We start from the raw sequence: 12,214 nt of genomic DNA on the forward strand, positions 1-12,214 counted from the left end.
TGAGGCAGCGATGTGAGAAGCGCGATGCTGGCGCAGGTCGTTAGCCGGCAAACGGAGGAATCCAATGATCCACGCCACTTGTCATACCGCCGACAATGTTCGCTGCATCGAGTTCGATGCCACACCGTGGTTCAGCGAGGCTGACGCTCCGAGCATTATCGATTTGGCCCAACGAGGATGGACCAGCACTGCGATTGCAGATTCCCTCGAGCGCAGACAAGGATATGAACGTCTGCACGACCTCGTTGAGTATGCGGCGAAGCGACTGCAACTGGAATCTCTGGAGGACCCAACCTGGGAAACCTTCGAGTGTGTCGTCGATGGATCCGAGGCCGTCGCCTGGCTCGAGAAAAACCGGCCCAACGTTGTGGAAAGAATCCCCTAAGCTGGGGGAATCGCAGCAAAGGCTACAATTGAACGGCGGCGAACGAAGCGGAAATGGCGCACCCGACACGATTCGAACGTGTGACCTTTGCCTTCGGAGGGCAACGCTCTATCCAGCTGAGCTACGGGTGCGTGCAGGGGTTCATTTAGCTGATTGGCTCCGCGTCGGCAACGGCGTTGTCCAACTGGTTAAGGGCTGTAAACTGCCTCCCGACAATATGACAGGCCGCGAAAAAAGGCCGTCTTTCGAGGGAGTTTGCCCATGCGTCCGCTGGAATTCGGCTGGTATCTGCCCACGCATGGCGACACCACGGCCTATGGGCTGATGGAGGCCCAGATCGCCGGTTCGCCGGAACTCTGCGAGCGCGTGGTCGCGGCCGCTGAGGACGCCGGCTTCGAGTATCTGCTGATCCCGGTAGGCTCGGTGTGCTGGGAGGCCTGGATCACGGGCGCCTTCATGGCGGCGCGCTCCAGCCGGATCAAGCCGCTGATTGCGGCGCGGCCCGGCTATATCAACCCGGTGCTGATGGCAAAGATGATCTCGACCTTCGACCAGATGTCGGGCGGGCGGATCTGCATCAATCTGATCGCCGGCCAGAACGAGAGCGAGGTCGAGGCCGAGGGCGTGCGTCAGCCCAAAGAAGAGCGCTACGCGCTGATGGAGGAGGAGGTCTCGATCCTCAAGGCGCTGTGGACGACGCGCGGCCCGGTCCATTTCCAGGGCAGGTTTCACACGATCTCCGGCGCGCATATCAGGCCGCGTCCGTTGCAGCAGCCGTTTCCGAAATTCTATCTCGGCGGCGGCTCGCGGCAGGCCTGGGAGGTGTCGGCGAAGCATTCCGACGTCCATCTGTTCTGGGGCGACCTGCCGGAGCGCATCGCGGAGAATATCGCCGAGATTCGGCGGATGGCGCGGGCGCATGACCGCGAGGATGCGATCGGCTTCGGCATGCGGCTGCAGGTAATCTGCCGCGAGAACGAGACAGATGCCTGGGAGGCGGCCGACCAGCTGGTGCGCCACGCCACCGAGCGGCAGAAGCAGGAGATGAAGACGCTTTACAATCGCTCGGAGGCCAACCAGCGCGTGCAGCAGCTCGCGCGCGACTACGGCGATCTCCTGATGCCGCATCTGTGGACCGGCATCACCAAGGTGCGGCCCGGCGCCGGCATCGCGGTGGTCGGCGATCCCGCGCAATGCGCCGCGACCTTGCAGCAGTTCATCGATGCCGGTTGCCACTCCTTCTGCCTGTCCGGTTATCTGCACGACGAGGAGGCCGAGCGGTTCGGCCGCCTGATCCGCCCGATCCTCGCCGCCAACAATCATGGACGGCTCGTGGCCTGAGGCGCGGGTGCGGAAGCTTTCCGAAAATTCACGGGTGAATCTGCGCCTGACGCGCCATGATCCAGCCGAGCTCGCGGCAGCAACGGAGTCGAACCATGCATCACCGGGCCTGGCTTGCGGCCGCGGCATTGCTCGTCGTGGCGGCGGCGCACGTACCCGCGGCGTCCGCGACGCAGGCACAGACCGAGCGCGACCGGAAACCGGTCAAGGAGATCGCCAATGCGCGGATTGCCGTCGGCAAAGCGAGCTTTCCGCTCTACCTCTCGGCCGACTGGTCCAACCCGCTGCCGGATGTTACGCGCGCGGTGCTCGTGCTGCATGGCGTGCTGCGCAATGCCGACGACTATTTTCGCGCGGCGCTGAGCGCGCAGGCCGCGGCCGGCGATGCCGGCGAGCATGCGCTGATGATCGCGCCGCAATTCCTGATCGAGTCCGACGTCGAGGCCTTCAAGCTGCCGGCGGAGACGCTGCGCTGGAGCCTCTATGGCTGGCAGGGCGGCGAGCCTGCGCTCGCGCCGAGCGCGGCGAGCTCGTTCGAGGCGCTCGACACCATCCTGGCGAAGCTCGGCGACCGCAAGCTGTTTCCGAACCTGCAGCAGGTCGTCGTGTTCGGTCATTCCGGCGGCGGCCAGGTGGTGCAGCGCTATGCGATCGCGGTGAAGGGCGACCAGGCGCTGCTGCGCGAGGGCATCGGCGTGCGCTATGTGGTCGCCAATCCGTCCTCCTACGCCTATTTCACCAAGGAGCGGCCGGAGCCCGCGATCGCGGCGAACTGCCATGGCTATAACAGCTGGAAATTCGGTATGGACGACCGCCCGCCCTATCTTGCCGAGCCTTCGCCGGCTGCGCTGGAGCAGGCCTATGTCGCGCGCCGCGTGATCTATCTGCTCGGAACGCTCGACACCAACCCCAATCATCCCGCGCTCGACAAATCCTGCATGGCGGAGGCCGAGGGGCCGTACCGTTACGCGCGCGGGCATTCCTATGCCGCCGTGATGCAGGCCCGCGACGGCGGCGCGCCAAACCACAGCGTGTGGGATGTGCCCGGCGTCGGCCATGCGGGCGGCAAGATGCTCAATTCGCCCTGCGGCCTGACCGCCGTATTCGACATCCCCGGCTGCGAAGCAGCGCGCTGAGCCCCCGACACCAGAATTTGTGCGCGGAATCGGTGGCAAGCGGCACAGAGATCGCCTACGCTTGTGCCGCGAATGGAGCAGCACGACCGACAGCTCGATGGAGAACATCATGAGAGCAGGTTTGATCACGCTTCTGACAGCCGGTGCCTTCCTCGGCTTGACCCCGGCCAACGCCGCAGAGGGATGCGGTGACGGTTGCCACAGGACCTCACGAGGTGCCTGCGTGATCGACGGCTGGGGCACCGCCGCGCGGGTCAGGAATGAGTGTCCCGCCACCTCGCGCCCGCGCCCGCCGTGTGGTGGCGCTGGCTTCGTCTGGCGGCGCGACTACCAGGCTTGCAGCCAGACCACGAAGGATTGGCTCTAGTGTGCTGAATGCGAAGTTCGTGCGATTTCGCGGCAGCCACTTTCACGAACTTCGCATTCATAAAGCACACTAGAATCATAAGTTTGCTAGTGTCCTTATCGAATCCGAAGTTCGCTCCGAAGGTGCGGCAAATGATGCGAACTTCGGATTCGGGACACTAGCCGTCGACGGCCTGGCCAGCGTCACGCCGGCACGATCACCTTGCCGATCGGCCACAGCGCGATGCCGGCAAGCTTGAGATGCGCCCAGGCGAACGGGATGCCGATGATGGTCACCGCCAGCAGGATCGCGGTGATCACATGGCCGATCGCGAGCCACCAGCCGGCCAGGATGAACCAGATCAGATTGCCGATCACGCCGAGCGGTCCGGTACCGATGTCGGACGTGCCGGTCACCTCATCGCGGCGCACCGCACGCGAGCCGAACGGGAGCAGCGTGTAGACGGCGATGTTGAAGGCGGCGCGCGCCCAGGGCAGCCCGATAATGGTCACAGCCATGATCACGGCGGCGACCAGCCAGCCGAACGCCATCCACGCGCCGCCGATCAGGATCCAGAGGATGTTCAGGAGGATAGATACAGGCTGCATGGCTGACACCTTCGCGCCGCTTGGGACTGCTCTTTATATACGCCGCCGCCCGGCGCTGCGGTAGGTGTGGCCTAACCGCGCGCCTGCCGTGACGAGGCGCTTCACCGGCTGCCGGCGCCGAACGACAGCTGGCACCTCATTGCATCCATCGCGACGGCAACTAATCTCGCGCGACCGGGCAGGGCGCAAAGACGCCTGCACCGAAAAGGGAGAACAACAATGAGAACAATATTCGGAGCAGCGATCTTGGCGGCGCTGGCATTGTCGGTTTCGGCCGTGCGGGCCGAAGACGCCGTGCGCTTCGCGCCGCTGAAGGCGGAGGAGCTGTCGCCGGCGCAAAAGGCCTGGGCCGACATGATCAGCGCGCCGCCGCGCAATGCCAAATTCACCGCGCCGCCCTACCGCGCCTATATCCGCAATCCCGATCTGGCGCCGAAGTTGTCGAACCTGTCGGAGTACCTGCGCTGGAATACCTCGCTGCCGGCACGGCTCAGCGAAATGGCGATCCTGATCACGGCGCGGCACTGGACTGCGCAATATGAATGGTCCGCGCACCATCCGCTGGCGATGAAGGGCGGGCTCGATCCGAAAATCGCGGACGCCATCGCCAAGGGCACGCGGCCCGAGAGCATGAAGGACGACGAGGCCGCGCTGTACGATCTCGGCATCGCGCTCTATCGCGACAAGAAAGTCAGCGACGCTGTCTACAAGGCGGCGCTAGATAAATTCGGCGAGCGCGGCATCACGGATATCATCGCCATCATGGGCTATTACGACATGGTCTCGATGATGCTGATCACGATGCAGGCCGGCCCCGCAAATAACGGCGTGCAGCCGTTGGCGGTGCTGGACAAGTAGCCGCATCTGCAGCGGTCTCAGGTTCTTACCTCTCCCGCCTGCGGGGAAGGTCGACGTGCGCGCAGCGCGCGGCGGGTGGGGGCTCTCTCCCCAGTTTTGACTCGTGGTGAAACCCCTACCCCAACCCTCCGCCGCAAGCGGGAGAGGGAGCGCAGTCACATCGCGCCCTTACCGCCGGAAGCCGCTGGCGCGCGAATAGCCCTGGCGGCCTTCCTGGGCGGGGCGCGCGGCCATGCTGGCGCGCGTTTCGCTGGCGACCGGCGTCGCCGGCTTCAAATCCTCGAGGAAGATCGGCTTGGCGAAGTAATAGCCCTGGGCATAGCGGATCTTGGTCGCCGCCTGCAGATAGGTGAGCTCCTCGTAGGACTCGATACCCTCGGCGATCACGGTCATGCCGAGCGCCTCGCTCAGCGATTCGATCGCGCGCAAGATACCCTGGCTGCGCGGCCGCTGATGGATGTCAGTGATGAAGGAGCGATCGATCTTGATCTCGTCGGCGGTGATATCGGCGAGCGCCGATAGCGACGAATAGCCGATGCCGAAATCGTCGATCGAGATGCCGACGCCGATGCCGCGCAGGATCGGCAGGATCTGGTCCTGGAAATGCGACCGCGTCACGAACGCGTCCTCGGTTACCTCGATCATGAAGCGTTTGGGGAAGCCGGTCTCCTCGAGCGCGCGCGCGAACCGGCGCATGAATTCGAGGTTGGAGGCCTGCTTGGCGGCGACATTGATGCTGATCGTCGCCGTCGGACCGAACGTGTCGTTGATCAGGTCGATCGACTTGACGATCTCCGCCAGCACCAGGAACGTCAGCTCGTCGATCAGGCCGAGCTCGACCGCGAGATCAATGAAGGTGCCCGGCGCCTGGATCACACCCTCGTCGTCGCGCAGCCGCACCAGCGCCTCGATGCCCTTCACCTCCTGGGTGCGGATATCGACCTTGGCCTGGAACGCGCAGCAGAAACGCTTTTCCAGGATCGCCAGCCGCAGCGACTGCTCGATCTTCATCCGCGCCAGCGCCTCGCGCTCCATGCTGTTGTCGAAGAATGCGGTCGAGCCCTTGCCGTTGTTCTTGACGCGGTACATCGCGATGTCGGCGTTCTGGCGCAGCGACTCGTAGCTCCGGCCATGCATCGGATAGAGGCTGACGCCGATCGAGGTCGAGGCGAAGATTTCGGAGTCCTCGATGAAGAACGGCGCCTTCAGCCGCTCCTGCATGACATGGATGAATTCGGCGACCTCGTCATTGCCGCTGATCGGGTTGAGCAGCAGCAGGAATTCGTCGCCGGAGATGCGCGACAGGATATCGGTGTCGCGCAGCGCGTGGCCGAGTCGCTTCGACAGTTCAACGAGCAGCGCATCGCCGATCGCGTGGCCGTAATAGTCATTGATGTGCTTGAAGTTGTCGACGTCGAGGAAGGCGAGCGCGAAATGGCCTTGCGAATCGTCGCGGATCAAGCCGTTGACGCGGTGCTCGATCACCCGGCGGGTCGGCAGGCCGGTCAGCTCGTCGTAATAGGCCGAGCGGAACAGCTGGTCCTCGAACGCCTTCTGCTCGCTGATGTCGGTCGAGGTCGAGATCAGGAGATTGCGACCGGCGATCCGGACCGGCCGGTGCGAGGTCAGGAACACGTATTTGGATGCGCCGCAGGAGAGCGTTTCCTCGAGCACCACCGGACGGCCGCTGCGCAGCAGGTCCAGGTTGGCGGCGTGGCGCTCGTCGACCGGGGACGGCTGGCTCGCGCTGGCGGCCAGCTGCAGCTGGCTCGCGGCTGCTTCATTCACCAGGATGATCTGGCCCTGCTCGTCCTGGACGGTCACTCCCGCCGGAAGGAGTTGGAGAAGGTCGCGCAGGATACGCAATTCATTGCCGGAAATATCGTCTTGGCCGGGCACTGCCGCGCCCGCCTGAAAATCGTGTCTGGTGAGACTGTGCATGCGCCGACCTTGGCAAAGTCCGTTGTAGTTTTGGTTAAGCGGACCTGCGAAATGCCGTGACAGAATGAGACCGCGACGGCTTTCGCAAGCCGTCGCGGCAATCGTCATTAACAGAGTATCAATGTCGGCTGCGACCGCTGCTGAAAGCGATTGCGCAGCGCGCGGTTGCATCAACACATGCGCGTGTGCCGGAAAGCCGACTTATCAACAGCTCGGAAGCTTGCACTGCATGGTGCAGTGAACACCGGTCTTCAGGTAACTGATCTCGGTCTTGCCGTCGAACGGCCGCAGCGCCGACTTGAGCAGCTTGGTGCCGAAGCCGGCTTCGCCGATCGCCTCGACCACCGGTCCCTCGGTCTCGTCCCAGATCACGTTGAGACGTCCGTCGTCGACGGTCCATGACACTTGTAAAAATCCGCGCGGCGAGGAGAAGGCGCCGTATTTTCCGGCGTTGGTTGCGAGCTCATGGAAGATCAGCGCCAGCGAGACGGCGAGCTTGGCGGGCAGGAACAGCTGCTCGCCATTGAGGTTGAACCGCACGTGGCCGTAGGGCCCGAGTTCCGAGCGCAGCAAATCCTTGATATCGCAGCCATAGCCGTCGACCCGCGCGATCAGATCGTCGGTTGCCGAGAGCGCGCGGATGCGATGGTCGATGCGCTGCCAGACATCGGGCCGGTCCTGCAGCGCCTGATGCAGCACGGCGTGAATGGTCGAGGACTTGTTCTTCAGCCGGTGCTGCAATTCGTCGACCACCACCTTGCGGTACTGCTCTTCCTCGATCAGCCGTTTGGAAACTTCGCGCTGCTGTGCGACCAGGGAACGGTAATGCTCGACGCCCCAGATCGCGATGCCGCACACAACCCAGAAGATCATCAGCAGCGCAAAGCGCGCAGGATCGGCGTGCGAGCCGCTGAAATTGAGCACGACGCCGAGCAGGCCGCTCGCCAGCGCGGTCGCGATCCCGATCCGGAAACCGCCAAGGGCGGTGGCAAAGAACACCGCCGGGAAATAGGGCGTGAAGAACACATCCGGCCGGATCTGGGCGAGCCCGAAGCGCGCGGCCGTGGCCAAAACGAGACAAAGCACCGCGAAGGCGACCGCAAGCCGCACCGACGGCTGGGCATCGCCCCGCCAACACGCCCTGAAATCGTCGATCCACTTCGCCATCGGTCGTCCCAGTTCACGTGAACAGGCGACCCAAAATAAGGCCGCTGCGACCGAAAAACCGCAGTTGTGGCCTTCTGGCCACAGGCGGACCTCGCGACCGTGGCGGCTTGCAAGTGCTTGTATTGGCAGCAGGAGCTGGGGAATATCCGCAACATCATACGTAAGTTGAGGGGACCGACATGGGACGGCTGGACGGCAAGGTCGCGGTGATCACAGGGGCGACCAGCGGCATCGGGCTGCGCACGGCGGAGATCTTTGTCGCGGAGGGCGCGAAGGTCGTGATTGCCGGGCGCCGAGCGCCGGAGGGCGAGGCACTGGCGCAACAACTCGGCGAGACCTGCGTGTTCCGTCAGACGGACGTCACGGTCGAGGAACAGATGCAGGCGCTGATCGCGCTTGCGGTCGAGAAGTTCGGCCGGATCGACTGCCTGTTCAACAATGCCGGCGGCCCGGCGCAGACCGGGGGCATCGAAGGCCTCGACGTCGAGCGGTTCGACGCCGCGATGGCGACGCTGGTGCGCAGCGTCATGCTCGGCATGAAGCATGCCGCGCCCTACATGCGCAAACAGGGCTCCGGCAGCATCATCAACAATGGCAGCATCGCCGGACGGCTCGCCGGCTTCTCCTCATCGATGGTCTATGGCGCCGCGAAGGCCGCGGTCATCCATTTCACCAAATGCGTGGCGATGGAGCTCGGCGAGTCCGGCATCCGCGTCAACTCGATCTCGCCCGGCGCGATCGCCACCGGCATTTTCGGCAAGGCGCTCGGATTGTCGACGGAAGCAGCCGAGAAGACCGCAGCCGTGATGCGCGAGGTCTACAAGGCGGCGCAGCCGATCCCGCGCGCCGGACTGCCCGACGACATCGCGCATGCCGCGGTGTTCCTGGCGAGCGACGAATCGAGTTTCATCAACGGCCATGACCTCGTCATCGACGGCGCCATCACCGGCGGCCGCAACTGGAGCCAACAGCAGGCCGGCTACGTCGCGCTGCGCAAGGCGTTCGATCAGGGGGCGGGGTAGCAGCATCCGTCATTGCGCGCGGAGCGACTTGTCCGCTGAATCCTTGGCGAAGGCGGGAGTAATCCATCGCGTGCACTGCCGATTCCTTCAGGGCGAGGAAAAAGTATGAAGCGCGTCTTGATCACGGGCATGTCTGGAACGGGGAAATCGTCCGCGATCGAAGAGTTGGTTGCGCGAGGTCATCAGGCTTACGACCTTGACACACCCGAATGGTCTCACTCGCACGCGGCATGTGCGGGTGATGACGCCGCATTGTTTGGCGTCTTGAAGCGCAAACCATCCCCGCCGTCGTCCCGGCGAAGGCCGGGACCCATTACCCCGATTGGTCATTGTTGAGCGATGCTGGAACGACGAGTCCCGTTCACAACACCCGCCGCGGAGTATGGGTCCCGGCCTTCGCCGGGACGACGGCGGTGGATGTGGCGCGGGCTGGCGTTCTTTCTTCCTCCAGGAAGGGTCGCAAATCACGCCTTCTGTTTCGCCGCGGCCTTCGCAAGATCCGGCGCATTCACCGCGGGGATCGCGACGCGGCCGGGGCCGGTTTGTTGAAGCGCGGCGGCGGCCTTGTCGTTCTGCATGATCTTGGCCATCACAGCCTGGCCGGCGCGTTCGAACACGGCGCGGTTGTCGATCAGGAACTGGCGCGACTTGCGCAGGCCGTCGATATAGCCGTTGATCTCGGGCACGACATAGCGCGCGACCATGTCCCAGCTGCGGCGGGTGTTTTCCGGATTGGCCCAGTCGTGCGCGAAGCCGATGATCGAGCCGACGCCGCCCGACACATCGACCAGATTCTTGATCATCTTGATCAGATCATCCGGCGTGCCGATGGTGGACGCGGCGCCTTCGACGAACGCGGTCTTGTCGACGGCCTCATCGGGCGAGGAGAATGCGGTCAGGCCCGGCCGCATCAGGGTGCCGACGTTATATTCGTTGTGCCAGCGCATCAGCCCGGCGCCGGCCTCGCGCCGCGCCTGCTCGCGGGTCTCGGCGATGTGCCAGGACAGCAGCACGCGCCAGTTGGCGCGGCTCACCGTGGTGCCGGCCTTCTTGGCGGCGTCCTCGGCGAACTGCCATTGCTGCGGCAGCGCCATCAGGCCCTGGGTCGACATCGAGCCCAGCGAGATGATGCCGATGCCGTATTTGCCGGCGAGCGTCATGCCCGACGGCGAGATCTGCGAGGCCACCACGAACGGCATGTCCTCCTGCAGCGGCAGGATCTGCAGCGCGGCGTCGTGCATCTCGAACCAGTCGGTCTTGGCGGTGACGCGCTCGCCGTTGAACAGGCGGCGGATCACCGCGATCGCCTCGTCCTGGCGATCGCGCTGGGTCATCGGGTCGATGCCGAGCGTGTGGGCGTCGGAAGCGAGCGCGCCGGGGCCGGAGCCGAAGATGGCGCGGCCGCCGGTCATGTGGTCGAGCTGCACCATGCGCTGCGCGACGTTGAAGGGGTGGTGATAGGGCAGCGAGACCACGCCGGTGCCGAGCTTGATGCGCTTGGTGCGCTCGCCGGCGGCGGCCAGGAACATTTCCGGCGAGGCGATGGTCTCCCAGCCCGAGGAGTGGTGCTCGCCGCACCAGAATTCGTCGTAACCGAGCGCGTCGAGCTGCTCGACGAAATCGAGGTCGCGGCGGAATTGCAGCATCGGATGCTCGCCGATCGGGTGATGCGGGGCGAGGAAGGCTCCGAACTTGAGGCGCGCCATGGGTCGTTCTCTCCGGACTATTGTTATCGGGGCTTTCCGCCAACCTACGGGGTGGCCCGGGGCAAGGCAATGCTCCGAGGCTGCGGCGCCCGCATGGTTGTTGCGCAAATCGGCGGCGATTGCCGCCGTCCGGAATGTTTCCCAGCGCGTCAACGCAAATTGGCAGCCGGGGCTCGAGCGTCTGTGATCCCGGGCTTACCTCGCAGGTAATCGAAGCGATGACCGGAATCTGCTGATGTCCGCCGTAACGTCATTTCGGGCAGGACAGGACATGCACCAGATCGTTTCGACGCGAGCGGACACGTCCCGCCGCTGGTGGGTGCTGGCGATCGTGGTGTCGGCGCAATTCATGTTCGGGGTCGATGCCTTCATCGTCAACGTCGCGATCCCGACGATCGCGGCGGAGCTGCACGCGACGCCGGCGCAGATCGAGGCCGTGATCGCGATCTACCTGATCGCCTATGCCACGCTGGTGGTCACCGGCGGCCGGCTTGGCGACATCCATGGCACCAGGAACGTGTTCATCGCCGGCGTCGCCGGATTCTCGGTGACCTCGCTGTGGTGCGGTCTCGCGCAGTCCGGCCCCGAGCTCATCGTCGCGCGGCTCGCGCAGGGCGCAACCGCGGCGCTGATGGTGCCACAGGTGCTGGCGACGCTGCATCTGTTGTTCTCAGACGCCGCCCGCGCGCGGGCGTTCGGCATCTACGGCATCGTGCTGGGACTTGCGGGCGCCGCCGGCTTCATGCTCGGCGGCGTGCTGGTGACGCTCGACCTCGCCGGGCTCGGCTGGCGCGCGGTGTTCTTCGTCAACGTGCCGTGCGGCGTCGTCATCATCGCGGCGGCGCTGAAGATCATGCCGACGGTGCCGCGCCGCGCCGGCACGCGGCTCGATATCCCGGGCGCGATCGTGCTGTTCGCGGGCCTGCTGTGCCTGATCGGTCCGCTGCTGTTCGGCCATGATCTCAACTGGACGGCATGGGTGTGGCTGGTGATGGTCGTGGGCATCGCTGTGATCGCGACCTTCGTGCGGCTCGAGCGGTCCGTCGCGCGCCGCGGCGGCATGCCGCTGATCGATCTCTCGCTGCTGTCGGATCGCGCCTTCATGCGCGGGCTGGTCGCAGTGTTTTTCTTCTTCTTCGCCAACCTGTCCTTCTACCTCATCATGACCATGTTCATGCAGAAGGGCTTGCAGATTCCCCCGCTTCAGGCCGGGCTGGTGTTCGTGCCGCTGGCGCTGACCTTCGTGGTTGCCTCGCGTCACAGCGGCGTGCGCGCAAGGCATCGCAGCACGCTGGTGCTGATCGAGGGCTGTGCGCTGCAGATCGTCGGTCTCGCCGTGCTCGTCGCGACAATTGAGGTGGTCGCGGCACCGTCGGCACTGCTGCTCGCGCTGGCGCTGATGATCTTCGGCTACGGCCAGGGGCTTGTCATGGCGCCATTGTCGAGCGCGGTGCTCGCGAGCGTGCAGCCCGCGAGCGCCGGTGCCGGCTCCGGCATGTACGGCACGACGACGCAGATCGGCAACGCGGCCGGCGTTGCCGGGATCGGCGCAGTCTTCTTCGCAATCGAGAGCACGATGTCAGCACGTCTGGCGCTGTTTGCGGCATGCGCATTGTTTGTGCTGTCGATCGCCATTTCAGCCGCATTTCTGTCATGGATGCGCCGCGCCACGGCGTGAATCCGACTGCACGCGGCGCGCATTCC

The 12,214-nt window shown here is 64.8% G+C and carries 11 protein-coding genes and 1 tRNA gene; 7 read left to right on the forward strand and 5 right to left on the reverse strand.

What is annotated here, in order from left to right; all coding sequences use genetic code 11:
* The first annotated feature begins 64 nt into the window (after window positions 1-64).
* Window positions 65-385, forward strand: a complete 321-nt coding sequence (locus tag J2R78_RS18045; protein ID WP_253605948.1) for a hypothetical protein — start codon at window positions 65-67, stop codon at window positions 383-385.
* A gap of 54 nt (window positions 386-439) precedes the next feature.
* Here J2R78_RS18045 and J2R78_RS18050 read toward each other — a convergent pair.
* Window positions 440-516 (reverse strand) — tRNA-Arg (locus tag J2R78_RS18050).
* 130 nt (window positions 517-646) lie between these two features.
* Here J2R78_RS18050 and J2R78_RS18055 point away from each other — a divergent pair.
* From J2R78_RS18055 to J2R78_RS18065, 3 genes are all read left to right on the forward strand, one after another.
* Window positions 647-1,726, forward strand: coding sequence for an LLM class flavin-dependent oxidoreductase (locus J2R78_RS18055; RefSeq protein ID WP_253605950.1), 1,080 nt, complete (start codon window positions 647-649; stop codon window positions 1,724-1,726).
* A gap of 95 nt (window positions 1,727-1,821) precedes the next feature.
* Window positions 1,822-2,862 carry an alpha/beta hydrolase gene (locus tag J2R78_RS18060; RefSeq protein ID WP_253605951.1) on the forward strand — a complete coding sequence of 347 codons (1,041 nt, stop codon included), beginning with the start codon at window positions 1,822-1,824 and terminating at the stop codon, window positions 2,860-2,862.
* Between the two features lie 109 nt (window positions 2,863-2,971).
* Window positions 2,972-3,229: a GCG_CRPN prefix-to-repeats domain-containing protein gene (locus J2R78_RS18065; RefSeq protein WP_156436045.1), complete on the forward strand. Its 258-nt coding sequence runs from the start codon at window positions 2,972-2,974 to the stop codon at window positions 3,227-3,229.
* Window positions 3,230-3,411: 182 nt separating this feature from the next.
* On the opposite strand, the gene J2R78_RS18070 is transcribed toward J2R78_RS18065, so the two are convergent.
* Complete coding sequence (locus tag J2R78_RS18070) at window positions 3,412-3,816, reverse strand: YccF domain-containing protein (protein ID WP_016843571.1); 405 nt, start codon at window positions 3,814-3,816, stop codon at window positions 3,412-3,414.
* 219 nt (window positions 3,817-4,035) lie between these two features.
* Between J2R78_RS18070 and J2R78_RS18075 the strand changes: the two genes are divergently transcribed.
* The gene (locus J2R78_RS18075) at window positions 4,036-4,674 is read left to right on the forward strand and encodes a carboxymuconolactone decarboxylase family protein (protein ID WP_253605953.1); all 639 of its coding nucleotides are present in this window, start codon (window positions 4,036-4,038) and stop codon (window positions 4,672-4,674) included.
* A gap of 168 nt (window positions 4,675-4,842) precedes the next feature.
* Here the strand turns inward: J2R78_RS18075 and J2R78_RS18080 are convergent, their stop codons facing one another.
* The gene (locus J2R78_RS18080) at window positions 4,843-6,615 is read right to left on the reverse strand and encodes a bifunctional diguanylate cyclase/phosphodiesterase (RefSeq protein WP_253605954.1); all 1,773 of its coding nucleotides are present in this window, start codon (window positions 6,613-6,615) and stop codon (window positions 4,843-4,845) included.
* Window positions 6,616-6,819: 204 nt separating this feature from the next.
* The gene (locus J2R78_RS18085) at window positions 6,820-7,782 is read right to left on the reverse strand and encodes a sensor histidine kinase (RefSeq protein ID WP_253605956.1); all 963 of its coding nucleotides are present in this window, start codon (window positions 7,780-7,782) and stop codon (window positions 6,820-6,822) included.
* Window positions 7,783-7,961: 179 nt separating this feature from the next.
* On the opposite strand from J2R78_RS18085, the gene J2R78_RS18090 reads away from it, so the two are divergent.
* A complete protein-coding gene (locus J2R78_RS18090) occupies window positions 7,962-8,804 on the forward strand; it encodes an SDR family NAD(P)-dependent oxidoreductase (RefSeq protein ID WP_225648490.1) in 843 nt (280 codons plus the stop codon).
* Between the two features lie 464 nt (window positions 8,805-9,268).
* Here the strand turns inward: J2R78_RS18090 and J2R78_RS18095 are convergent, their stop codons facing one another.
* Window positions 9,269-10,510: an LLM class flavin-dependent oxidoreductase gene (locus tag J2R78_RS18095; protein ID WP_253605958.1), complete on the reverse strand. Its 1,242-nt coding sequence runs from the start codon at window positions 10,508-10,510 to the stop codon at window positions 9,269-9,271.
* 271 nt (window positions 10,511-10,781) lie between these two features.
* Between J2R78_RS18095 and J2R78_RS18100 the strand changes: the two genes are divergently transcribed.
* Entirely contained in the window at window positions 10,782-12,188 is a 1,407-nt protein-coding gene (locus J2R78_RS18100; protein ID WP_253605960.1) for an MFS transporter, read from the forward strand.
* The last annotated feature ends 26 nt before the right edge of the window (window positions 12,189-12,214 follow it).

The sequence above is a fragment of the Bradyrhizobium sp. USDA 4538 genome, assembly GCF_024171045.1.
Taxonomy (GTDB): Bacteria; Pseudomonadota; Alphaproteobacteria; order Rhizobiales; family Xanthobacteraceae; genus Bradyrhizobium; species Bradyrhizobium australafricanum.

Excerpts from the sequence above, each read along its gene's own strand:
- J2R78_RS18100 (WP_253605960.1), top strand. The coding sequence starts at position 10,782 with ATGCACCAGATCGTTTCGACGCGAGCGGACACGTCCCGCCGCTGGTGG.
- J2R78_RS18090 (WP_225648490.1), top strand. The coding sequence starts at position 7,962 with ATGGGACGGCTGGACGGCAAGGTCGCGGTGATCACAGGGGCGACCAGC.
- J2R78_RS18075 (WP_253605953.1), top strand. The coding sequence starts at position 4,036 with ATGAGAACAATATTCGGAGCAGCGATCTTGGCGGCGCTGGCATTGTCG.
- J2R78_RS18070 (WP_016843571.1), bottom strand. The coding sequence starts at position 3,816 with ATGCAGCCTGTATCTATCCTCCTGAACATCCTCTGGATCCTGATCGGC.
- J2R78_RS18085 (WP_253605956.1), bottom strand. The coding sequence starts at position 7,782 with ATGGCGAAGTGGATCGACGATTTCAGGGCGTGTTGGCGGGGCGATGCC.
- J2R78_RS18065 (WP_156436045.1), top strand. The coding sequence starts at position 2,972 with ATGAGAGCAGGTTTGATCACGCTTCTGACAGCCGGTGCCTTCCTCGGC.
- J2R78_RS18045 (WP_253605948.1), top strand. The coding sequence starts at position 65 with ATGATCCACGCCACTTGTCATACCGCCGACAATGTTCGCTGCATCGAG.
- J2R78_RS18095 (WP_253605958.1), bottom strand. The coding sequence starts at position 10,510 with ATGGCGCGCCTCAAGTTCGGAGCCTTCCTCGCCCCGCATCACCCGATC.
- J2R78_RS18060 (WP_253605951.1), top strand. The coding sequence starts at position 1,822 with ATGCATCACCGGGCCTGGCTTGCGGCCGCGGCATTGCTCGTCGTGGCG.
- J2R78_RS18080 (WP_253605954.1), bottom strand. The coding sequence starts at position 6,615 with ATGCACAGTCTCACCAGACACGATTTTCAGGCGGGCGCGGCAGTGCCC.
- J2R78_RS18055 (WP_253605950.1), top strand. The coding sequence starts at position 647 with ATGCGTCCGCTGGAATTCGGCTGGTATCTGCCCACGCATGGCGACACC.